This window comes from Dysgonomonas sp. 511, assembly GCF_010501105.1.
Taxonomy (GTDB): domain Bacteria; phylum Bacteroidota; class Bacteroidia; order Bacteroidales; family Dysgonomonadaceae; genus Dysgonomonas.
This window is the reverse complement of record NZ_QVMQ01000040.1, coordinates 1-21590: the sequence shown is the minus strand read 5'-3', so window position 1 is coordinate 21590 and position 21590 is coordinate 1. Positions and strand designations below refer to the sequence as shown.

The window sequence follows — 21590 nt, the reverse complement described above, 5'->3', positions numbered from 1 at the left end:
CATATACGTCATTTGCGTACCCTGTTATGGGGTACGCAAGCTAAAAAGTGCTATATTCACACCATGTTTGTAAAGAAGAAAAAGAATAGATCAGGAAGTACAAGTATTGTTGTCTGCTCTAAGAATAAAGGGATCTACAAAGAGCATTTTACTGTAGGAGTTAGTTCTGACGAGTCTGAAATCGCTCAGCTAGTAACTCAAGGTCACGACTGGATCCGTAAGCAAGAAGAGCTTTCTCATCCGATGCTCGACCTGTTTTGTGAGGAGTCTAATCAAAGAGATGAAGAATTGATCTTGACTGAACAGTTTTTGGCAAATATCAGCAATATACTCTTTAACGGGACAGACCTCATACTAAACCGTGTCTTTGACCGGATTGGCTTTAATTCTATCCAGGATGATGTCTTCCGCAAACTAGTCCTCTCCCGTTTATCTTATCCTGCCAGTAAAGCAGCAACAGTGGAGTATCTAAAGAACCACTTTGATGAAGATCTCAATTTATCTAGAATCTATCGTTACTTGGACAAACTTGGAGATAAACAACATCAAAAGATCCAACGTATCAGTGTTGAACACACCCAGGAGGTACTCGGAGGATCTATTGGAGTGATGTTTTATGATGTGACAACCCTTTATTTTGAGACAGACAGGGAAGATGATTTACGCAAGACCGGGTTCTCTAAAGAAGGCAGACATAGTAATCCCCAAATCATTCTGGGCCTTTTAGTTAGTTTGGATGGTTACCCTTTAGCCTACTGTGTCCATGAAGGGAATAAATATGAGGGGCATACCATGTTGCCTGTTGTAGAGGCCTTTGTAAAGGAGTATGGCTTAGATGAGTTTATAGTAGTAGCCGATTCTGGTCTGATGAATAATGCCAATATCGAAGAACTCGAGCGCTTGGGATACAAGTATGTCATTGGCGCAAAACTGAAGACAGAGAAAGTCTCTATACGCAAATATATACTTGATCAGCCCAAGAAAGACCGTCAGATGTTTGAAGTAGATAAAGGAAAAGGAAGACGTTTGTTAGTTGGTTACACCGATGATAGAGCAAAGAAAGACGCTTACAATAGAGATAAGGGGGTTCGTCGATTGGAGAAGGCCTATCGCAGAGGCTCCCTAACCAAAGAAAATATCAACAAGCGGGGATACAATAAATTCTTAGACATCAACTCAAACATTGAGGTTGCCATCAATTATGACAAAATAGCACAAGATGCTGCTTGGGATGGATTGAAGGGATACCTGACAAATACAACAATCCCGACAGATCAGGTATATGCCGCTTACCATAATCTATGGAATGTGGAACGAGCGTTCAGAATTGCCAAATCAAAGATTGAAATACGTCCGATGTTCCATTTTAACCGAAAGCGTATTGAAGCCCACATCTGCGTCTGCTTTGTCGCTCTTAAGGTTTACAAGGAGCTTGAACGAATACTAAAATTGGCTGAAATCGGATTGAGTGTCGATAAAGTTTTAGCAATGGCTAAAACGATAACCACAATACAAATTAAATTGCCGATAAACAAAAAGATTATAAGCAAAACACTCGTAATGAAGAGGCACAAGATTATTGCTCCTTTGTTTGAAGAAGAATTTTGGGGTACGCATTGACGAAGTCAGGGGCCGGCTGGCCTTTCTCTTTTTGCTCATCGGCAGATGAACAGGAATAAAATATGGATATTGCTGCAATACCTAAAATTACGTTTCTTGAAATTTTCATATCTATCTATTTTGTTAATTCTTAGTTGTGGATAAAAACCGGAGGTATGCTTCTATTATATTATAGGACATAATAGCTTGTGAGAGCAGAAGTTTCTGCCCTGAGAACTGGGCCTGCGCCATCAATAGGTCGGTGGTGCTTGCCAAACCCTCGCTATGACGATCGGCCAGGATGCGCAAGGCTTCTTCGGCCTGCTCAACACTTATCTGTTGTTTATTTATTTCCGTTTGCGAGTCGTTCAGATCACGCCTCGCCTTGTCTAATTCCAGTTGTTCTTTTTTAATATGCAGGTTTAGTTCTTCCTGCATCCGGCCTTTTTGGTATTGTGCCGATTTCATTTTGCTGCGGTTCCGATTGCCTGAGAAGATATCCCAGCTCAGGTTGATACCTGCCAAATAAGAATCGTTTCTGAACTTGAAGGCTTTAGAGTCATTCAGGTTGTATGAACCGAAGGCATTAATGCGTGGCAGGAAGGCCATCCGGGAAGATTTCAGTATCATATCCGTTGCATCTACAGCCTTTTGGAGCGCCATAATATCCGGGCGGAATAAAGAAAGAGTGGTTTCTGTATATATTTCTCTTTTTTGTACTAAAGAATCGCTTGTATATACTTCATCGCTTAGATCCATTCCCATCAAGAGGCGAAGCCCGTTGGAAGCGTTGTGTATGTTACTTTCAGCCTTCGCCAAGGCACTCTCAATAGTATTTACCTGCACCTGGGCATTCAGTACATCCGACTTTTGTACCAGTCCCTGATCGTAAAAGTTAGTCACCGATCGGTGTATCTGTTTCACATCGTCGAGCGATTTTCTGAGAATGTTCCGTGCCTGATAAGCCATTTGCAGACCGGTATATGCTTTTCTCACTTCGAACTCGATGTATTCTTTGGTGCGCTCGGCTTTATATTTGTACATTTCTTCCTGTGCGCGGGCTCCTTTACGGGCATAAATCATATCTACATTCAAAAGAGGCAGTTTCGCCTCTACCTGGGTGCCGTAGTTTTGCGTCGCACCCGGATTATTCAGCTTCGCAGGATCGAAATCCATCGCCGTAACCGATTCCTGTTGCAAGAGAAAACCAAAGGCATTCAACGGATTGTTTGTCGTCAACGCCGTATATCCCACTGTGATTTGGGGCAGAAAAATGGCATCCGTTTGATGATAGTCAGCCTTGGCTATTCTCCTATCCAGATTTGACATTTTTATATGACTGTTATTTTCAATAGCAATGTTCACGGCATCTTCTGCCGTAATATGCCGGTGGTTTTGTGCCTGAGCCGAAAGGCTAAGCCAGATTACACTTAATGTGATGATCGTTGTTCTTTTCATTTTTACTATATTCTACTGTTTATTGTATACTCAGATTAGTTTCCGATGGAAATATGATGCAAAGGAAAGTAATATATTTCAAAGAAACAAGTTTCCAATGGAAAATAATATTTTCGAATGTTTTTTCTTATCATTCCGTTTTGTAAATATCTTATTTATAGCGATTATGTGTTTTTTACAAATTATTTCCGATAGAAGTAGTTTCCGTTAGAAATAAATGTTTATCTTTGTGGTCTGAATGATAAAAACAAACATATGGAAGTCATAAAAAATAATTGGACATACCTTTTAGGAGCTCTGTTAGGTGCAGTAGGCGGATATCTTTATTGGAGATATATCGGATGTAGCACCGGAACTTGTCCCATAACTTCATCGCCTACCATGAGTACTTTGTATGGAGTGCTGATGGGAGGTTTATTAGGAGGAATTTTCAAAAAAGATAAAGTGAAAAAGTAATGAAACAAACAATAATAAATTAAACATTATGGCAGGATTTTTCAGCAGGCTGTTCGGATTAGAAGAGAAGGCCGATTTCAAAACACTTTTAGAAAACAGGGCTATACTTCTGGATGTTCGAACAAAAGAAGAGTATAAGCAGGGAGCAGTAGCTGATTCAGTTAATATTCCCCTGGATAGTTTGAACAACAATCTATCAAAACTCAAAAAGGACAAACCCATTATTGCCGTATGCGCCAGTGGGATGCGTAGCCGTAGCGCGGTAGCGGTCTTAAGGTCTAAAGGGTTTCAGGAAGTATACAATGGAGGAAGTTGGTCTAATTTTTAAATGGAGAACAGTATGAATCGTATATTAAAAAATTGGGATATTATCCGGGTGGTTAGGCTGCTATTGGGAATAGCAGTCGCTATCTATTCTATAAGCTCTAAAGACTATATTTTTCTTATGTTAGGAGGAGTGCTGCTTTTTCAGGCAATCATGAATGTGTCCTGCTGTGGAGCGGGAGGATGTTATACTGATAAGCAACAGAAAGAAAACATCTATGGTAACCAGATTAAAAAATATGAACCGGATAGAAAATGAAACATACAATCTTATTATTTCCGCTAATAGCGCTGTTGCTAATTTCTTGTAATAACAAAGCGGAAACAAAAAATCAAACGGAAGTAAAAACTAAAAAAGAGAACAATATGACAACAATACATTTAACAAAGGCTGAATTCTTATCAAAAGTTGCTAATTTTGAAGCAAGTTCCCAGTGGCAGTATTTGGGAGATAAGCCGGCATTGATTGATTTCTACGCAGACTGGTGTGGACCGTGTAAAGCGATAGCTCCGGTATTGGAAGAACTGGCGGCAGAATATAAGGACCGTATCTATATTTATAAAATCAATACGGAAACAGAGCCTGAACTCGCTGCTGCCTTTGGAATAAGGAGTATTCCATCATTGCTGTTTATTCCGATGAATGAACAGCCCCAGATGGCAGCAGGAGCATTGCCCAAACAGCAATTAAAAGATGCTATCGATACTATTTTATTAAAAGAATAATGAGAATATAAATTTATACTGTAATGGCAAATAATATGGATAATTCGCAAGTAAGTACGCTATGTCAGATCAGGGATGTATACAGGGCGATTTATGAATTTGAATCAGACTTCCAGCAATCATATAACCTGGGGTTGAACGAAGGAATGCTGTTATGCTCGCTGAGCATTCAAAAATATTCTTCAAATGAATTGGCCGGTGTTTTAGGATTGAGTAATTCGAATACATCGAAAGTAATAAAATCGGTAGAAAAGAAAGGTCTTATCAAGCGTATTGTGGGGAAAGACGATAAGCGGCAAATGTATTTTGTATTGACTAATGCCGGGCAAAAAAAGCTTGAATCGATTAAATGCGCTGAATTTAATATTCCTGAATCGTTAAAGCCAGTGATCAAGCTGTAATAGCAGGATATAAAAAAAGCAGAAGCAACGGTTTCATTAACTATTGCTCCTGTCTTTTTTGTTATGTCAATGATCCTAAAGAAACAGAGCTTTTATATTATACTATTATATACCCAATAACCGGTATTCCTTTATTTTGTACTGATTCAGGATATCGACTAAGAGACTATCCCTTACCGTAATAGTTATCTCCCTGTCAGATTTCAACAACCTACGCAACAGTTTATCGTATCCCTTCCCTTTGAGTTCCAGTTTGCCGATTTCATCTATCCAGACAGGAATGTGGTCAGAAGAACTCAATATGTATTGTTCGGCTATCTCGAATGTTTCTTTCAGGAAAGCAAACCGTCCCTGGATAAGATAACAGTTCTCGTTTTGGTATATGGATTCTTTTAAACAGATAAAAGGGATTTCTTCTTTACCGGGTAGCAGAATGAGGTTGTAACCCACAATCGTTTTTTCCTCATTGTATAGTTTTTTTGCGTATAAACCTATACCATCTCCACTTTCTTCGTATAGTTTTAGAAATCGGGTACTCTTTCCACCATTTACAAGCCCTGTTATAATCCTTATCATGGGTTGCTCTTATTTTTTAATAAACCGGTAAGCCAACGAAATATAATACCGTCGTCCTTCCATTGGATATCCTTCGGAGAAATAATAGAGTTTGTCGAAGAGATTTTTTATTCCCAGTTTTACATCGAATCCATTAAACTGTTTACCTATATTAGTATGGAACAGTGCATATCCCGGAATTGTTATTTTGCCGTCACTGCTCATATTTGTTTGGCTAATAGCAGTCATACGTGCCTGAACCCGTATACCATAAAAAGGACTGACCTGTACCAAAGTATTCCATTTATGATCGGGTACTTCGGTAAACTTTATATCCTTATCCGTTTTGTTTACGCGGTTGATATAGCTGTAATTAGTTTCTGCTTCTATCCACCTGTATCGGTAAGATAATCCAGTTTCAAAACCCCTAAAATGAGCTTTCCCTTTATTCTGAAGTTGCCATATAAGCGGGTCTTCTGTATCCACTCCTGTGATTTCCTGAATGGTATTGGTGAGAAGCATATAATATGCGCTTGTGTACCATTGCCAATGATTCCATTTGCCGTTATAAGTTAAATCCAGATTGTAGGAATGTTCTGTCTTCAGATCGGGATTAGGGACTGCCTTTCCCCGTTTATACGAATATCGCTCTTTTAGTGAAGCAAAACGGGAATTCCGGGAAAAACTGAAACGTAGTCCATGATTAAGATTGTATCGGTAATCCACTGCTAACTGGTAGTTGATATCGTTGTCTGATGATTTTGGATAATTCACTATTCCGTATTCTTTAGAACTCTCTAATTGTTCGTAGGCTTCGATAGTAGCACCCTGATGCCGAAAATATCCAATGCCAGCCAAAAGGGATAACTTGTCATTGATAGTGTAGGTGTTTTCCAAAGAGAGGGAAGCCGTATATTCACTTTGTTCGGCTTCGGGGTCATCATCATCGTGGCTGCGATGCACATCTTTCTTGTAGTTCGCTCCCAGTTTCAGATGATTATTTTCTATCCCTTTCCATCCCAATACCAAACCTGCTCCCAGCGAATAATCGTCATAATAGCTATCGAAAGCCGATTTGCTTTCCTGCGAATTATAATTCTCATCATCATAGGCTTTCAGCAAGTTATAGTATCGGTCGTAAAACAGGCGGGATTCCAATCTCCATTCTTTACCAAGATTAGTTCCGGAAAAGAAATATATCTGATCTTTATCCCAATCCTTATATCTCCAGAAACGTGGTTTGCTCTTTTTGCCCAGATAGGGGGGGACGTATTTATCCGCGCGCACCATACTGTATCCCACAACATATTCATCACCTTCCCGAAGAGTGAAGCCAAACTTTCCATTCAGTTGCCAATCGGTTGTTTCGGAATGATGCCGCTTGCTTCCTTCCTGTAACCCCTCTACTGCGTCATAGCCCGAAGGCAGGTGGAAATCATTACGGTGTATCCAACCCGCATCCACTTGCAGGAACCATTTGTCCTGCCTGGTTCCCAGATTTACAGATGTATTCCATAGTGTACTGGCCTGTATACCTACTTCCAGCTTATTGGTTGGTGACGCACTGATGATATTTACAGCTCCCCCCATCGTATTCCCGCCTAATAAAAGGGAGGATATTCCTTTCGATACATGGATTTTGGAAACGGAAGCGGTCTGCAAGCGTCCCAGATCAATGAACCCGTCAAAAGGAACGGATACAGGTATCCCGTCCATATATACCGGAATACGGCTCTGGTTAAATCCTCGCAAATAGATCATGGTTTCTCCGCGCGATGAAGCTTCTGTAAGCGTTATCCCCGGTATCCACTCCAGTGCTTCGGGCACTTTGGTGATATCCATTTGTTTTATTTCCAACGAAGATATTTCAGTGCCCGCGGATGCGGGAAGTTTTTCCATCACTACCACTTCTCCAAGTGAGAATGTTTTTATACTGTCGATCTCTTCTTTTCCAGTGTTCTGGCCATAACTGTTCAGTGTGCATACGACCTGCAGTATACACACTACGACTTGTTTAAAGTTTATCATTTTCTAAAATAATCAATCACAAAATGTACCGGTACCATCACCATGTGCATCAACTTGGTAAACGGGAAGAGAATAAATATCAGAAACCCGTTAATAATATGCAGTTTGTATACCCAGCTCTGATGGGCTATATATTTCCACGAATCGGGTTCGAATATAACAATACCTTGTGCCCAATGTTCCATAGCCATATAATCCTCGAGTGGAGATTGAGTGGTAATGTATGTGCCCCACAAACCCAGTGCGATCTGGAAGAGTAATAGGGCTACGATGATATAGTCCTGCAATTGACCGGTTGCCCGCACACGTATATTTGTAAACCGGCGCAGGGCAAGTATGGTAATACCGATAAGCGCGGCAATACCCGATAACGAACCCATACTAATGGCGAGCAGGCGCTTGGTTTCGTTCGAAATGAGCCATGTGTAAAGCCATTCGGGCGTAAGCAGTCCAAAAATATGTCCCAGAAATACCAGAATGATGGCATAATGAAAGAGCGTGCTTCCCCAGCGGATATTTTTATCGTTGCTGATAAATTGTGACGAAGTGGCTTGTATGGTGTTATTGTGCTTGACGGCGCGATAAATAAATCCTGCCGTAAATACGCCCAGAGCAATATAGGGCAGATATCCCAGGAAGAAATTATTCAGATAATCCGATATTGTTGTCATACGCTTACTCCTTTCTTTTTATCAGGCTCGCTCTCCAAAGGAGTGGAGAGGCTATGTAATATATCCAGAAGAAGGACATAAGGTGTTTCTTTTTTCTCCAGTGCTTGCTTCATATTGTCTAAAATATGAGATACTTCGTGTAGTAGTTTCTCCGATTCTTCTACCCGTGTCAGCAGTGACAGGTACTCCAGAAAGAGCGGCAGGTAATCCGGTAATTCGTTGGAGCATGGGGTGAATCCTGACCCAGCATACATCTCCGTAAGATCTACCATAGCTTGTCCGCGCTCGCGTGAATCGCCATATACGTGGTCGAAAAGATAGAGATTACTGTGGGTCGAAAAATCGAACAACTGTACATATTGCTGTTGCCACCCTGTTAATGACAGCGATAGAACGTAGTCGATAAACGCTTGTAATTTGACGCGTTGAGGTTCGTCCAGGTAGCTTTCTTCTTCTACAATCCCCATCACACCCGAAAGATTCTCCTTTAATTCTTCGTTTGGATAATCCAGTAACAACGACAATATTTTATATGTATTTTGCATAACTAACGTATTTAAATAAAACACACTCTTATCTTCCACCAAACAAGTTGCGTCCTTCCTCCTCTTTACCCGGATATTCGTAACCCAACCCGGCCCGTAGTCCGGCTAGGTCGGTATCTTCCGTTTTCGTAGGAGCTGTTGGAATAACAAACCGGTCTTTGTAATCGGCAATGGCCATATAGCGGTACATATCTTCATAATCGGCCTTTTCCAGTCCTAATTCCGCGGGAATCAAAGGGTTTTCGTTTTTCTCCACGGTGCGCTGGCGCATATACTGCCTCATGGCCAGCAAACGTGCCAGAGCGGTTCTTACAGGGGTTTCGTCTCCTGCCGTCATCATTCGCGCGATATAATTAACCGGGATACGCATTTCATCGACGGTGGCAAAGAAGTTATCCTTTACATCTGCTTGCTGAAGTACGGGAGACATGGGCGGCACGTACCATACCATAGGTAATGTTCGGTATTCGGGATGAAGGGGGAAGGCTACTTTCCATTGTTTCATTAGTTTGTAGACAGGTGAAGCCTGTGCCGCCCTGATAAATGAATAGGATATTCCTTGTTCCTGTGCCTTGCTGATAACTTGCGGGTCGTCAGGATCAAGTATTAGGTCAAGCTGCTTTTCGTACAGGTCTTTATCGTTTTCCGTGGCGGCATATTCATCGATACGGTCGGCATCATACAATAATACGCCGATATAGCGGATGCGCCCTACACAGGATTCGGAGCAGACTGTCGGTTTGCCGTTTTCTATCAGTGGATAGCAGAACGTGCATTTCTCTGATTTTTTTCTATCCCAGTTAAAGTAGGTCTTTTTGTAAGGGCATGCGCTTACGCATTCGCGCCATCCCCGGCATTTATTCTGGTCGATGAGTACGATTCCGTCTTCTTCCCGTTTATATATTGCTCCCGAAGGACAGGATGCTGCACAGGCGGGATTGAGGCAATGCTCGCACAGGCGTGGAACATAAAACATAAATGATTTCTCAAACTCTTCGTATCCTTTTGTATCAAAGTCTTTCAGGTTTGGGTCTTTTTTACGTTCATTGAAAGAACCGCCCAGATTATCTTCCCAGTTGGGGCCGTATTCTATTTTTTCCATCCGCTGGCCTGTAACCAAAGAATAAGGACGGGCACTCGGAGCCGTACGAAAACGTTTCGTCCCCGTCAACTTCGAGAAATCAAAAGTGAAAGGCTCGTAATAATCCTTCATATCGGGTAAATGCGGATTGGCAAAAATCGTAGAAAGAATACTGAGATTGTTTCCTTGCAATAACTGCAACTTGCGTTTCCTGACAGTCCAGCCGCCTTTGTACCTGTCCTGATTTTCCCATTGTACGGGATAACCTGGTCCGGGTTTGGTTTCTACATTGTTAAACCAAACATACTCCATTCCTTTACGGCTTGTCCATACATTTTTGCAGGTAACAGAGCAGGTATGGCAACCGATGCACTTGTCAAGACTCAAAACCATAGCCATTTGTGCTTGTATTTTCATCTTACTGCCTCCTTTCTTTCTTCCATATCCTCATCTTCCCAGAGAACGGTTTCACATTTGCGGATAATTACAAATTCGTCGCGGTTGGCGCCGATCGTTCCATAATAATTCAGTCCGTATGATAATTGGGCATATCCGCCAATCATGTGTGTAGGTTTAGGGCAAATGCGGGAAATGGAATTATGTATTCCTCCCCGGTTTCCCGTAATAGAGCTTAATGGAACATTCACTGTTCTTTCCTGATTGTGATACATAATCAAAGCGCCTTCGGGAATACGTTGCGAAACGATAGCCCGGCAACTTGCCGTTCCGTTGTCGTTGAACACTTCTACCCAGTCGTTATCCTGTATGTTTATTTTGGCGGCATCCGCCTCGCTAATCCAGATAACAGGTCCTCCTCTACCCAATGTAAGCATGAGTAAATTATCGCTCCATGATGAATGGATAGACCATTTGTTGTGAGGGGTAATCAGGTTCAGTGTCAGTGTATCATCACTAATCCGCAACCTTTCTTTTACATTATTAATTTCCTGTTTTGATAAGGGCGGTTTATAGCATACCAGCCCTTCGCCGAATGCCAGCATCCACGGGTGATCCTGATAGATAGACTGCCGTCCGGTTACGGTACGCCAGGGAATGAGTTCGTGTACATTGGTGTAATTGGAGGTATAGTTCACTTCGTGAGATTCAACACCGCTCCATATCGGAGAATTGAGTACGCGACGGGGCTGTTGTACCAAGTCGTCATAACGGATTTGGGTATCGCCTCCTTCTTCGGTCAAATGCTCTAAATCCAGACCTGTTGGCTTTTCCAAAGATTTCCATGCTTTACGCGATGTTACGCCATTGCTTTCGGGTGCTAGCGACAGTATGGATTCGATAGCCTGAATATCCGTTTCCAAAGCAGGCAAGCCTTGTGTAACTCCCCGATCCTGTATCGTTCCGTTCAATTTCTTGAGGAACTCGTATTCTTCATTCGATTTCCAAGTGATACCTTTTCCTGTTATTCCCGCTTTTTCCAATAACGGACCCAAAGAAGTAAAACGTTTATATGTATTCGGATAATCACGCTCCACCACGATCAGTTTACCCATATTGTGCCCGGGAACAGGATGGTTCCCGCTTTCTTTCCAATCATCCACAAACAAGGGTTCCGATATTTCGCCAGGTGAATCGTGCATCAGTGGCTGCATTACTACATCTTTTTCTACTCCTAAATGCCCCTGGCATAGTTGAGAGAATTTCTCGGAAATGCCTTTGAATATATCCCAATCGGTACGCGACTCCCACACAGGGTCTACCGCTTTCGAGAAAGGGTGAATAAAGGGGTGCATATCCGTGCTGCTAATATCGTTTTTCTCGTACCACGTAGCAGCCGGCAGTACAATGTCGGAATGGAGGGAAGACGATGTCATCCGGTAGTCGAGCGTAACAACCAGATCGAGTTTGCCTCTTGCTCCTTCATCGTGCCAGTTCTGATAGCGAGGTAGTGGTTCGCCCAGTTCCTTCAGGTCTTCGCCGAATACACTGTTTTGTGCACCCAGAAGATGCTTCATAAAATATTCCACCCCTTTGGCGCTACTACCGATAAGGTTGGCACGCCAGATGAAAAGGTTTTTAGGGCTGTTCTCTTTCCTGTCCAGATCTTCCGAAGCCAGATTCAGTTCACCTGTATGCAATTTATCGGTGATATAATTGGAAACATCTATATTTTCAGACTCGGCTTCCTTACATATCTGTAACGGGTTCCGGTCGAATTCGGGCGAAGCGGGAAGCCAACCCATCCGTTGCGATTTGATATTGCAGTCGAGCAACGTGAGTTTACTCCATTCGTCTTTCTTGCATAGTGGAGAAATCAAGCTGTCGACTTTCACCTTTTCGTAACGCCACTGATCGCTGTGCATATAGAAGTAACTCGTCGTATTCATGTGGCGGGGAGGACGTATCCAGTCCGAAGCAAAAGCCAGTGTTGCCCATCCCGATTGCGGACGTACTTTTTCCTGACCTACATAATGCGCCCAGCCGCCACCCGATTGCCCTACGGTTCCACACAGGATAAGCAGGTTCATGGCGGCACGATAAGTCATATCGGTATTGTACCACTGGTTGACCCCGGCGCCAATAATAATCATACTTTTACCTTCTGTTTTGGCAGCGGTTTCGGCAAACTGGCGGGCAACGGTGATTACCCTTTCGGCAGGAACTCCTGTTATCTGCTCCTGCCATTTCGGAGTATAGGGAATATTATCGTTATAATCTTTCGCGGTTTGCGGGTCGTTCAATCCTCTTTCCACACCATAGTGAGCGAGCATGATGTCGAACACCGTAGCGCATAATACTTCACCTTCTGCTGTTTGGCATTTCACAACCGGCACTTTCCTTCTTTGTACATCCGCATGGGCAGAGGCGTTGAAGTAGGGATTCTTATATTCTTCCCCTCCGAAGTAAGGAAAGGATACATCAATGATTTCGTCTTTTTTATCTATCAGAGATAAAAGAGGGGTATATTCTTTTCCTGTCCGCAGATCTTCGTTCCGCAGGTTCCACTTGCCTTCGTTGTTCCAGCGCGAACCGATACATCCGTTGGGAACTACCTTTTCGCCCGTTTGCTCGTCTAGCAATACAGGATACCATTCCGCTTGTTTCTCTATATTTAGTTTATCTTCGAAGTCGGAGGCACGAAGCATCATTCCAGTGCGGTAGCCCCCTTCGTAAGATTCCAGTTTCACCAGGAAAGGCAGGTCGGAATATTTCCTTACGTATGAGTCGAAATATGGAGTCGTTTTATCTACAAAAAACTCTTTCAAAATAACATGTCCCATAGCCATTCCTAATGCGGAATCAGTTCCCTGTTTCGGATTCAGCCATATATCGGCAAATTTGCTTGCGTCACTGTAGTCAGACGATATGGTAATAACTTTCGTTCCCTTGTATCTTACCTGCGTAAGGAAGGGCGAATCGGGCGTGCGTGTTACAGGTACATTGGAGCCCCACAGCATGATAAAAGACGAATTGTACCAATCGGCGCTTTCGGGAACATCGGTTTGCTCACCCCATGTTTGCGGGGAAGCAGGAGGCAGGTCGCAATAGAAATCATAAAAACTGAGGCATGTGCCTCCAATAAGGCTTAAGTAACGGGTTCCCGCGGCATACGACACCATCGAAAAAGCCGGGATAGGAGTAAATCCCACCAGGCGGTCGGGCCCGTATTTTTTTATGGTATAGATATTGGCGGCAGCAATGATTTCCTGTGCCAGATTCCAGTCCAGACGGACGAATCCACCTAACCCCCGTCTTTCTTTGTATTTTTTAGAGGCAACCTCATCAGCCATAACAGCTTCCCAAGCCGGGACAGGATCATGCAGTATAGCTTTTTGCTGTTGATAGGCTTCCAGCAACTCATGGCGTATCATCGGGTGTTTCACACGTCCCGAGTTATACAGATACCATGAATAACTCGCTCCGCGAGGACATCCGCGCGGTTCGTGGTTCGGCAGTCCCGGACGGTTTTGCGGATAATCCGTTTGTTGGATTTCCCACGTAACAATACCTTTCTTTACGAATATTTTCCAGGAACAGGAGCCTGTACAATTTACACCGTGAGTAGAACGTACCTCTTTATCGTGTTGCCAACGGTTGCGGTAAAAGTTTTCCCATACTCTCTGTCCGGTATCTCCGGCTCCCGAAAAGAACTTCTTTTTTTGTAGAAGAGACTTTATCATAGCGTTCTGTTATTTTTTGTTCTTATTGCGGACAACCAATCCGAAATAGAGGATCAGTAGTACGATTATACTTAATACGGTAAAGGTGAAAAAGCCCCGGTAATAACCGGTGATTCCCATCACATCCACCACTTTTCCAAGTACGGGAGGAATAACAAATCCACCGAAAGCGCCCAAGCCGCCAACCCAGCCGGATGCCCCACCTACCGATTTGGATACATATACAGGAACCAGTTTCATAATGGCGGCATTATTCAGTCCGAACGCAACGGCAATGACCAGTGTGCAGATTCCGGACAATATCCAGTTACTCGAAAATGCCATGATGATGGAAACAGAGCCTAACAGTGCGATAGCAAACATACTGACTTTCAGCCCACCTATCCTGTCGGATATACTACCACCGGGAATACGCAATAAAGCAGCCAGACAAGCATATACCGCCGTGTAAAGACCTGCTTGGGTAGCCGACAAACCGTGTGTCTTCTGCCAGTATGTGGGAAGCCATGCCGTGAGGGCCATAAAGCCGCCGAAAGTAACGAAGTAGGCGATAACGAGTATCCATGTTTCAGGAATTTTAGCAGATATAATAAGGCTTTGCTTCATATTTCCTGCCGGAAAAAGCTCCTGTCCGGCTTCGGTTGCCATTTTCTTGCTCTCATCTTCGCTGAAACCTTTCGTCCGGTATTGGAAAAAATAAGCATTGCAACTGATAACGGCATACAAAATAGTGCCGAGAATCATAAACGCAGTCCATATATGATAAGCTGACACAAAGCCCACAGATTGCAATAAGACCGGAAGTATAAGTGCGAAAACACCGGCACCCAATGTGCCGAATCCCCCGAATATACCTAAGGCAAATCCCTGTTTATTTTTCGGATACCAGTAAGATGTCTGTCCCGCACCTACCGAAAAGGTTGCAACTCCGCATCCACTCAGGCATCCGAATAACAGAATAAGCCAATAAGTACCTTCCATATTGTCGGGATAATGGGTGGTAAGAAGCAAGCTAAGCCCGGCCAGCCCGATAACGGACAAAACCATGAGCCAAAGAAATGACTTTCGCCCTCCGTTTTCATCTACCGATGCCCCGAATGGTATACGAAGCAATGAACCCGACAGGGTAGGTATGGCTACCAATAGCCCCAACATCGATGGGGAGAGTTCCATAACTTCGTTCAGTTTGGTAGCTGACGGGCCAAAGAGTGATATGGCTGCCGAACCGAAGAAAAATCCCAGGGTAGCAGCCGCCAGTCCGCGAGCCGGAGAACCTTTTATCTTTATTGCATTCATTTTATTGTGTTTTTATAGTCTTCCTGGCTATTGATATTTGCGAAAAAATGTTCCCACTGGTCAGGGATCATTATCCTTCTCGTATTCTCCCGGATAAACATTTGTTTTACACGGTATTGTTTCTTTTCGATCGCTTTTTCGATATCCGGTAATGCGTTTTTCGATACCAATAAAGGGAATATTCCTATATTTTCAGCATGATTCCACCCAATTACGTTTTCACCCTTGCCTGCTGCCAGCATATGCATGATAATTTCATTTGTAATGAAAGGCATATCACAGGTTAATACCAGTATCCAGGGGGTAGAACTGTATAATAAAGCTGTATATATTCCCCCCAAAGGACCTGTTTCGCTTATTTTATCTTCTAATACAGCGACGCCAAAGCTTTCGTATTCAGGATAAGAGCCTGATATAACTACTTCTTTCGCATAGGGCTGAAGTAATGCGGTAATATGCTTTAGAAAAGTCTCATCTCCATATTTGCTTAGGGCTTTGTTAGAGCCGAAACGGGAGCTTTTCCCTCCTGCCAGCACTACACCGGTGATTTCGTCGGGATGTAGCATGATACAAATTTATAATAACACATTTAGAACGATAGACACAAAAAGGAAGGGTATAGCCAACCGGCCTGTCCATTTTGTATAGTCGAAACTCAGGGGAACACACCGAACCAGATAAGCGGCGCCTACAAGCATTATACCCTGTATCAGTGAACGCCATCCCCACTGGAAAAACAATCCCGCGTCGTAAGGTTTATGTACGCTTGGATTGTAAGTAATAAAAGCATCCATAAATAGCTGCCATCCCCGGAAGATAAAAATAGAGGCCAGTACCATGATAAATGCTACGGGAATTCCTATCTTCCATAATGCTTCTCTTTTCTTTGCATATATACAAAATCCCCATGTTACCAACCCCTCCAGAAAAATGGCCACGGCAGGATTTGTTACATGATAAACAGGCACAGCGGGCATCATAAACAGGTTGACTAATTTTACCATTGCCGCTACTCCTGCCACTTTCACGACAGAAGACATCTGCCCGGTCTGTTTGACAGCCATCATCATGCACATCAGTCCGAAAGGATAAAGTACCAGCACTTCACCCTTGAAATGGACAAGGTGAAGCAACCACCCGAGGGTAGCTTCGAGTATGCCCCACAAAGCGCCCCAGAAGATAATTGTTTTCAGGTTATTCATGTTTTTTCAATATTAGTCGAATACATATTTTGCAAATTTAGTATATACCATTGGTGAAATAGGTGTTCTTAATTACATACCATCTATTTAAAACATCAATTAACGTTAAAAGTTTATAGTTGATAAAATTGTGTGTTCTCTATTTTATTCTCTATTTTTGTATATCAGTAGATAGAAGTATGGAACGAATTGTTTTTACGGCAAAACATGAAGAACTGCTGTTGCAGATTCCTTTGTTTAAGGATTTATCCCCCAAAGTACAACACTCTTTGCTGGAAAGATTAGATTGTGCCGTTTACAACATAAAAAAGAACGATATTATAGCCAGGCAAGATTCTCCCTGCCGGGAATTAATGGTTTTACTGGAAGGAAAATTGAAAGTGGATATTATAGATGCCCTATGTAATGAGGTACTGATTGAGCATATAATAGCCCCGCGCGCATTTGCTACTCCTCACTTATTTAAGGCTGATACTACGCTTCCGGCTACTTTCAAAGCAACGGAGGATGGGGTGTTGCTGAAAGCTACTAAAGATTCCGTCTTCAAACTTATCAGTGAGTTTCCAGATTTACTGAAAAGTTTTTTGTGTGTTGCCGGAAACTGTAATAAGTGCACTGTTTTGCGTTTGCGGGCATTGTCGTATAAAAATATACGCAGTCGTTTTGTTGCTTATCTTTTCGAACAAAAACTGATCGATAATAATATTGTCCATATTGATCATAATCAGGCTCAACTGGCGGATTATATATGTGTTACCCGCCCTGCCTTGACAAAAGAAATCAGTAAAATGGCCAAAGAAGGGCTTATTCTTATGAAAGGAAAAACAGTGGAACTGTTAAATATCCCGGAATTAAGAAAAGCTATTTTATAATAATATAAAGTAGAACCTATGGAGTTTCCATAGTAACTTCAGAAGATGTTTGAACTTGCTTTAAATTAATATGCGCTAAAGAAATCCGGTTTTATAGTAAACCCTATTCTGATTTGATTTGTATACTCCTTGTAGTTCAGTAAACCCTCTCCATAACCGGCATAGTAATCCAAAGTTAGATATTGGTTTGAGTTCCTGGATACCCGAAATGATAAAGATGTGTGGATATTAGGATTTATAATCTTATCACGTGGAACTATATCAAGGCTGAACCACCATAAATTTCTCTTATCAATATAATTGATTGAAAAATTACCATAGCCTTTATATCTCAGCATATCTTTATTATGTTCCCCATCTACATATGGTAAATATACTTGTGCTTTAGCAGACAATCGCATGTTGTAAAAATATTTAACCGACATGTTTATATAGTTCCAGCTTCGTGAATCCAAATCTGCCTTTCCATTTGATTCATGTTCGAGTGAAAGCATTACCGCTCCCTTTAGTTTGTTATTCCTTATTACATATCTGCCTATCCCAATACCCGGATTATAATTTGTATCATGAAAAGGGCTTGATTCATCATAAATATCCCAAAATGATTTCTGAGAATAGGTTATATATAGAAATGAATTAAAAGGAAGAACACTTTTGGTGACCCTGTGACGAATACTGAACTGAAAAAAAGCATCTGCAGTTTTTCGGTTTACAGGTTTGTTCAAAGGTATTCCGGTTACCATATAATTATCCTTATATACTGCAAAAGCAGTTTGTTTATCCAGAACGGACCGTACGAGATTTTCCGTGACTTCGATTGGTTTATGCCTTAGAGCTTCTACCGATTGCATTTCGTCTAAATAGTTATTTCGCAGTGAAAGGCTATCTACATGCAAGATTGTATTCTCTTGTGAATAGGCAAATACAGATTGAATAATAAGGATAAAGAATATCGGTATACTATAATTTGTTACTTTCATATCCCAAAAAATAAAGAGTGAAAAAATAAGAAGATTTCGATTTTACTTTCCAGAAGAGTTATGTCCAATGGAATATAATACAAAGAAAACTATTATTTTCCATAGAAACAAATTTCCAACGGAAATAAAATAAATGTTTGATTTACTACTATACTTGGTTCAAAGAAAGTATATTTAAGTTGCTGCCTGCACTCAATTTTTCATTATCTGGCTGTCACCTGCTTTTATGCACTTCGAAGTATAGAGTGCCGACTTGTATGAACACATGAAGTATCCAATAATGTGTATACAGTATCTCAAGCGGAGATTAGAAACGTAACCTTAAAACTATACAATGGAGTTATTAAGAGCCTGAATATACTTATCAATATAGAATTGTTTATCTTTTGATTTGTATTGTTGTATATACCGAGGGTGTTCAAGAACGGTTATACGTCCAAATAGATTCGCTTTTTTATTCATTGTCGAAATATACTCCGCATTCTTTTTCCCAATACGAACACTTCGTTACAATCTATCCCGATAGTAATTTGCTTTTTCAATGAAGTAATCATAAATTCTTCCGTCATTCTTAGTAATGAAGTATCATCATAATAATTGGCATTAACCCATTTTCCAGCTTCTTTCTCGCGGACAATCGCCAAAGAAAAAGGAGAATTAATAAAAAAATCTTGATAAAAGGCTTCAGCCCCACCATATTGAGCAATCATATCATAGACGAATACAGACGATATTTCATGCGTTTGTGCCGATTGCATTCGGATACTACAAACATTTTCCAAATGTTTCGTATCAGTAAAAGGAATACCGGTAATCCCTGCTCCATATCTACCAGGATTGATTCCTATAATAAACTTACGCAGCCGGGAATCGGTGTAGTATTTGCGGTAAAACTGTTCCATTACCTTTATTGCTTCCGGGTTATCATAAAAAGGGTTTATTACCCTAAATCCAGCTGGTAATTCTCCGGTGTACGCTAAATTCTTATTGTACTCAATAACATTATCTGCAAATGTTTTTATCATAATTACTCTTTTATTCTTTTTGTCTTTCCAGATACTTCTATTATATCAAGCCGTATGATATTTGTCCGATGAAACGATTTTTCGATATATTTCAATCCCATTTCTTTGTCGGCAGGCGAATATTTATCTAACACTAAAATTAGTGCTTTTCGGCGTTCTTCTTCGGGAAGATTCATGACAATATTACCTCGAACAACAATACTCTCATATGCAGTAGTAAATTTATGCGATATGACTTTTGTGTGATCAATTATAGAGAAGGAAACGTTGGGATTCTTTTTCAAGCAATCTAATTTATATCCTTCGGGTGCACAATGGAAATAGATGGAATCATTACCGTCCCACACGTAGTTAAGAGGAATACCATATCCTCCTATTTCTTTATCAATATGTTCAACCATCGAAAGTACTCCGTATTCGCCTGTATATAAAAGTTCAATGGCTCCAGATTTATCCAATAACCGATCTTGCCTACGTACATCGTCATTATTAAACATCACTTTATTTGTCATCCCAATAACTCTTTCAGATTGTTGTATCTCAATATTTTTCCTTTCCCTGCTTCAAACTCGATAATACCATCGCGCATCATCTCCGATATGGCTCTTGAAAGAGAGGGGCGTTCCACTCCAAAATACTCGGCAAGTGACGCGATGCTCCTCCCAAGCTCAAATGTTCCACTCTGCTCACGTTGCAGGATATAATAGGCAATTTTAGCCTTAATCCCTTTTTGTGAAAAGATTTTTAATCTTTCCGACAAGAATTGCACCCGATTGGCTATAAAAGCCATAAATCCCCTCAGGAATCCAGGGCATTTAGCCATCTGTTTTTCAATAGAAGACTTACTGATTAGTATCACTTCACAATCCTCCATTGCGGTAACCTCCACCGGAAAGCGATTATTGTCCGCAAAAATAAAAGCGGCAGCCAACGGATAAGGGGCGGCAATCTCTTCGACGGAAACAGTAAGCCCTGATTTCGAAATAATTTCCGTTTTCACTTTCCCTTTCGTCAACATATACAGGCTTGATATGCGGTCTCCTTGCGAAGCAATCAACTCCCCTCTTTTATAGCTTTTTACTTTGTGGTCTATCGTACATCTTATTTTCTCAATTTCCTCTGGAGATTTTTCCCGGCATATTGTACAGAAAAACAGTAAGTCTTGATTCATAAATTCTATTTTTTGCAAAGTTACACATAATAAATTTCACATCCGTAACGGATGTTACGATTTGTATCCCCATACTACTGTATGTTTGCAAAAGGATAACTGAGGAAGATTAATGAAAAGAACAATTATAAAGATAAATGAAGAACTGTGTAATGGTTGCGGAATTTGTGTCAGTGGCTGTCACGAAGGAGCATTGCAACTAATTGATGGTAAGGCTCGAATGATTAGCGACCTGTATTGCGACGGTTTAGGAGCTTGTATCGGAGACTGTCCTGTTGGAGCGATAGATTTTGAGGAACGCGAGGCAAAACCTTACGATGAAATCGCAGTGATGGAAAGACTTGTTCCCAAAGGTGAAAAAACAATCCGGGCTCATCTGCTTCATTTGAAAGACCATAATGAAACAGCCCTTTTGGCTCAGGGTCTTCGTTATCTGGAAGAACATAACATAGATATGGATATAGAAAATAATAATGAACAAAACTCAGACTGTGGGCAAGCCTTCTCGGCCTGTCCGGGAAGCAGGGAGATGTCTTTCGCTCCGGTAAAACCGGTAGTACCAATCGGCAGCACCCCTTCGCAGTTGCGCCAATGGCCGGTACAACTTCATTTGTTGAATCCGCAGGTGGGATATTTCCGAGGTGCTGATGTGGTGCTGGCTGCCGACTGTACAGCTTATGCTTATGGTGGCTTCCATGACCGTTTCTTAAGAAATCGCACATTGGCTATTGCCTGCCCCAAACTCGACAGTAACAAAGAAGTGTATGTATCGAAGCTTGCCGATATGATAGACGGGGTACAGATTAATACACTGACAGTAGTTATTATGGAAGTTCCTTGTTGTGGCGGGTTATTACAATTAGTTAAAATGGCTTTGGAACAGGCTTCAAACAAAGTACCTGTTAAAAAGGTTGTTATAGGTATAGAAGGAGAAATAGTAGAAGATAACTGGATATAAACAATGTAATCCTTCGGTCTGCCTCATCTTTTACAATATTTATATAGTTTTTACCTTTGCGGAGAGAGTTAACGATAAATTAAGGAGCCATCAGTTTCTGCAA

Annotated in this window: 22 protein-coding genes; 8 read left to right on the top strand and 14 right to left on the bottom strand. The window is 41.5% G+C overall.

What is annotated here, in order from left to right; translation table 11 throughout:
* The first annotated feature begins 63 nt into the window (after positions 1-63).
* The gene (locus tag D0T57_RS13980; protein ID WP_163274103.1) at positions 64-1620 is read left to right on the top strand and encodes an IS1634 family transposase; all 1557 of its coding nucleotides are present in this window, start codon (positions 64-66) and stop codon (positions 1618-1620) included.
* A 123-nt stretch (positions 1621-1743) separates the two neighbouring features.
* Here D0T57_RS13980 and D0T57_RS13975 read toward each other — a convergent pair whose 3' ends face one another.
* Complete coding sequence (locus tag D0T57_RS13975; protein WP_163274102.1) at positions 1744-3057, bottom strand: TolC family protein; 1314 nt, start codon at positions 3055-3057, stop codon at positions 1744-1746.
* 255 nt (positions 3058-3312) lie between these two features.
* Between D0T57_RS13975 and D0T57_RS13970 the strand changes: the two genes are divergently transcribed.
* Genes D0T57_RS13970 through D0T57_RS13950 form a run of 5 tightly spaced genes read left to right on the top strand, consistent with a single transcriptional unit; the run spans position 3313 to position 4964 of the window.
* The gene (locus tag D0T57_RS13970; protein WP_163274101.1) at positions 3313-3513 is read left to right on the top strand and encodes a DUF6132 family protein; all 201 of its coding nucleotides are present in this window, start codon (positions 3313-3315) and stop codon (positions 3511-3513) included.
* Positions 3514-3541: 28 nt separating this feature from the next.
* On the top strand, positions 3542-3841 hold the full coding sequence (locus D0T57_RS13965; RefSeq protein ID WP_163274100.1) for a rhodanese-like domain-containing protein: 300 nt from the start codon (positions 3542-3544) through the stop codon (positions 3839-3841).
* 12 nt (positions 3842-3853) lie between these two features.
* Positions 3854-4096: a hypothetical protein gene (locus D0T57_RS13960; protein ID WP_163274099.1), complete on the top strand. Its 243-nt coding sequence runs from the start codon at positions 3854-3856 to the stop codon at positions 4094-4096.
* Positions 4093-4563 (top strand): thioredoxin, encoded by a 471-nt coding sequence (trxA, locus tag D0T57_RS13955; protein WP_163274098.1) that lies wholly within the window; start codon positions 4093-4095, stop codon positions 4561-4563. The genes D0T57_RS13960 and trxA overlap by 4 nt, the downstream gene beginning before the upstream one ends.
* A gap of 23 nt (positions 4564-4586) precedes the next feature.
* The gene (locus tag D0T57_RS13950; RefSeq protein ID WP_002561298.1) at positions 4587-4964 is read left to right on the top strand and encodes a MarR family winged helix-turn-helix transcriptional regulator; all 378 of its coding nucleotides are present in this window, start codon (positions 4587-4589) and stop codon (positions 4962-4964) included.
* 105 nt (positions 4965-5069) lie between these two features.
* Here the strand turns inward: D0T57_RS13950 and D0T57_RS13945 are convergent, their stop codons facing one another.
* Genes D0T57_RS13945 through D0T57_RS13905 form a run of 9 tightly spaced genes read right to left on the bottom strand, consistent with a single transcriptional unit; the run spans position 5070 to position 16481 of the window.
* A complete protein-coding gene (locus D0T57_RS13945; RefSeq protein ID WP_163274097.1) occupies positions 5070-5540 on the bottom strand; it encodes a nucleoside-triphosphatase in 471 nt (156 codons plus the stop codon).
* 9 nt (positions 5541-5549) lie between these two features.
* Positions 5550-7523: a TonB-dependent receptor gene (locus D0T57_RS13940; RefSeq protein WP_221412313.1), complete on the bottom strand. Its 1974-nt coding sequence runs from the start codon at positions 7521-7523 to the stop codon at positions 5550-5552.
* Between the two features lie 20 nt (positions 7524-7543).
* Complete coding sequence (narI, locus tag D0T57_RS13935; RefSeq protein WP_163274095.1) at positions 7544-8218, bottom strand: respiratory nitrate reductase subunit gamma; 675 nt, start codon at positions 8216-8218, stop codon at positions 7544-7546.
* Entirely contained in the window at positions 8215-8763 is a 549-nt protein-coding gene (gene narJ / locus D0T57_RS13930; protein WP_163274094.1) for a nitrate reductase molybdenum cofactor assembly chaperone, read from the bottom strand. The genes narI and narJ overlap by 4 nt, the downstream gene beginning before the upstream one ends.
* Positions 8764-8791: 28 nt before the next feature.
* Complete coding sequence (gene narH, locus D0T57_RS13925) at positions 8792-10261, bottom strand: nitrate reductase subunit beta (RefSeq protein ID WP_046148738.1); 1470 nt, start codon at positions 10259-10261, stop codon at positions 8792-8794.
* Entirely contained in the window at positions 10258-13983 is a 3726-nt protein-coding gene (locus tag D0T57_RS13920; RefSeq protein WP_163274093.1) for a nitrate reductase subunit alpha, read from the bottom strand. Before D0T57_RS13920 ends, narH begins: the two co-directional genes overlap by 4 nt.
* A gap of 9 nt (positions 13984-13992) precedes the next feature.
* Positions 13993-15279, bottom strand: coding sequence for a nitrate/nitrite transporter (locus D0T57_RS13915; RefSeq protein ID WP_046148736.1), 1287 nt, complete (start codon positions 15277-15279; stop codon positions 13993-13995).
* Positions 15276-15845: a molybdenum cofactor guanylyltransferase gene (locus D0T57_RS13910; protein ID WP_163274092.1), complete on the bottom strand. Its 570-nt coding sequence runs from the start codon at positions 15843-15845 to the stop codon at positions 15276-15278. Before D0T57_RS13910 ends, D0T57_RS13915 begins: the two co-directional genes overlap by 4 nt.
* Before the next feature lie 9 nt (positions 15846-15854).
* On the bottom strand, positions 15855-16481 hold the full coding sequence (locus D0T57_RS13905; RefSeq protein ID WP_163274091.1) for a hypothetical protein: 627 nt from the start codon (positions 16479-16481) through the stop codon (positions 15855-15857).
* A 179-nt stretch (positions 16482-16660) separates the two neighbouring features.
* On the opposite strand from D0T57_RS13905, the gene D0T57_RS13900 reads away from it, so the two are divergent.
* Positions 16661-17353: a Crp/Fnr family transcriptional regulator gene (locus tag D0T57_RS13900; RefSeq protein WP_163274090.1), complete on the top strand. Its 693-nt coding sequence runs from the start codon at positions 16661-16663 to the stop codon at positions 17351-17353.
* A gap of 65 nt (positions 17354-17418) precedes the next feature.
* Here D0T57_RS13900 and D0T57_RS13895 read toward each other — a convergent pair whose 3' ends face one another.
* From D0T57_RS13895 to D0T57_RS13880, 4 genes are all read right to left on the bottom strand, one after another.
* Positions 17419-18096: a phospholipase A gene (locus D0T57_RS13895; protein ID WP_255490608.1), complete on the bottom strand. Its 678-nt coding sequence runs from the start codon at positions 18094-18096 to the stop codon at positions 17419-17421.
* Positions 18097-18791: 695 nt separating this feature from the next.
* Positions 18792-19358: a uracil-DNA glycosylase family protein gene (locus D0T57_RS13890; protein WP_255490606.1), complete on the bottom strand. Its 567-nt coding sequence runs from the start codon at positions 19356-19358 to the stop codon at positions 18792-18794.
* 2 nt (positions 19359-19360) lie between these two features.
* Complete coding sequence (locus D0T57_RS13885) at positions 19361-19858, bottom strand: pyridoxamine 5'-phosphate oxidase family protein (protein ID WP_368666932.1); 498 nt, start codon at positions 19856-19858, stop codon at positions 19361-19363.
* A gap of 8 nt (positions 19859-19866) precedes the next feature.
* Positions 19867-20529: a Crp/Fnr family transcriptional regulator gene (locus D0T57_RS13880; RefSeq protein ID WP_163274088.1), complete on the bottom strand. Its 663-nt coding sequence runs from the start codon at positions 20527-20529 to the stop codon at positions 19867-19869.
* A 112-nt stretch (positions 20530-20641) separates the two neighbouring features.
* Here D0T57_RS13880 and D0T57_RS13875 point away from each other — a divergent pair, with 112 nt between their 5' ends.
* The gene (locus D0T57_RS13875; RefSeq protein ID WP_163274087.1) at positions 20642-21487 is read left to right on the top strand and encodes an ATP-binding protein; all 846 of its coding nucleotides are present in this window, start codon (positions 20642-20644) and stop codon (positions 21485-21487) included.
* Positions 21488-21590: the final 103 nt, after the last annotated feature.

Excerpts from the sequence above, each read along its gene's own strand:
- D0T57_RS13980 (WP_163274103.1), top strand. The coding sequence starts at position 64 with ATGTTTGTAAAGAAGAAAAAGAATAGATCAGGAAGTACAAGTATTGTT.
- D0T57_RS13975 (WP_163274102.1), bottom strand. The coding sequence starts at position 3,057 with ATGAAAAGAACAACGATCATCACATTAAGTGTAATCTGGCTTAGCCTT.
- D0T57_RS13970 (WP_163274101.1), top strand. The coding sequence starts at position 3,313 with ATGGAAGTCATAAAAAATAATTGGACATACCTTTTAGGAGCTCTGTTA.
- D0T57_RS13965 (WP_163274100.1), top strand. The coding sequence starts at position 3,542 with ATGGCAGGATTTTTCAGCAGGCTGTTCGGATTAGAAGAGAAGGCCGAT.
- D0T57_RS13960 (WP_163274099.1), top strand. The coding sequence starts at position 3,854 with ATGAATCGTATATTAAAAAATTGGGATATTATCCGGGTGGTTAGGCTG.
- trxA (WP_163274098.1), top strand. The coding sequence starts at position 4,093 with ATGAAACATACAATCTTATTATTTCCGCTAATAGCGCTGTTGCTAATT.
- D0T57_RS13950 (WP_002561298.1), top strand. The coding sequence starts at position 4,587 with ATGGCAAATAATATGGATAATTCGCAAGTAAGTACGCTATGTCAGATC.
- D0T57_RS13945 (WP_163274097.1), bottom strand. The coding sequence starts at position 5,540 with ATGATAAGGATTATAACAGGGCTTGTAAATGGTGGAAAGAGTACCCGA.
- narI (WP_163274095.1), bottom strand. The coding sequence starts at position 8,218 with ATGACAACAATATCGGATTATCTGAATAATTTCTTCCTGGGATATCTG.
- narJ (WP_163274094.1), bottom strand. The coding sequence starts at position 8,763 with ATGCAAAATACATATAAAATATTGTCGTTGTTACTGGATTATCCAAAC.
- narH (WP_046148738.1), bottom strand. The coding sequence starts at position 10,261 with ATGAAAATACAAGCACAAATGGCTATGGTTTTGAGTCTTGACAAGTGC.
- D0T57_RS13920 (WP_163274093.1), bottom strand. The coding sequence starts at position 13,983 with ATGATAAAGTCTCTTCTACAAAAAAAGAAGTTCTTTTCGGGAGCCGGA.
- D0T57_RS13915 (WP_046148736.1), bottom strand. The coding sequence starts at position 15,279 with ATGAATGCAATAAAGATAAAAGGTTCTCCGGCTCGCGGACTGGCGGCT.
- D0T57_RS13910 (WP_163274092.1), bottom strand. The coding sequence starts at position 15,845 with ATGCTACATCCCGACGAAATCACCGGTGTAGTGCTGGCAGGAGGGAAA.
- D0T57_RS13905 (WP_163274091.1), bottom strand. The coding sequence starts at position 16,481 with ATGAATAACCTGAAAACAATTATCTTCTGGGGCGCTTTGTGGGGCATA.
- D0T57_RS13900 (WP_163274090.1), top strand. The coding sequence starts at position 16,661 with ATGGAACGAATTGTTTTTACGGCAAAACATGAAGAACTGCTGTTGCAG.
- D0T57_RS13895 (WP_255490608.1), bottom strand. The coding sequence starts at position 18,096 with ATGGTAACCGGAATACCTTTGAACAAACCTGTAAACCGAAAAACTGCA.
- D0T57_RS13890 (WP_255490606.1), bottom strand. The coding sequence starts at position 19,358 with ATGATAAAAACATTTGCAGATAATGTTATTGAGTACAATAAGAATTTA.
- D0T57_RS13880 (WP_163274088.1), bottom strand. The coding sequence starts at position 20,529 with ATGAATCAAGACTTACTGTTTTTCTGTACAATATGCCGGGAAAAATCT.
- D0T57_RS13875 (WP_163274087.1), top strand. The coding sequence starts at position 20,642 with ATGAAAAGAACAATTATAAAGATAAATGAAGAACTGTGTAATGGTTGC.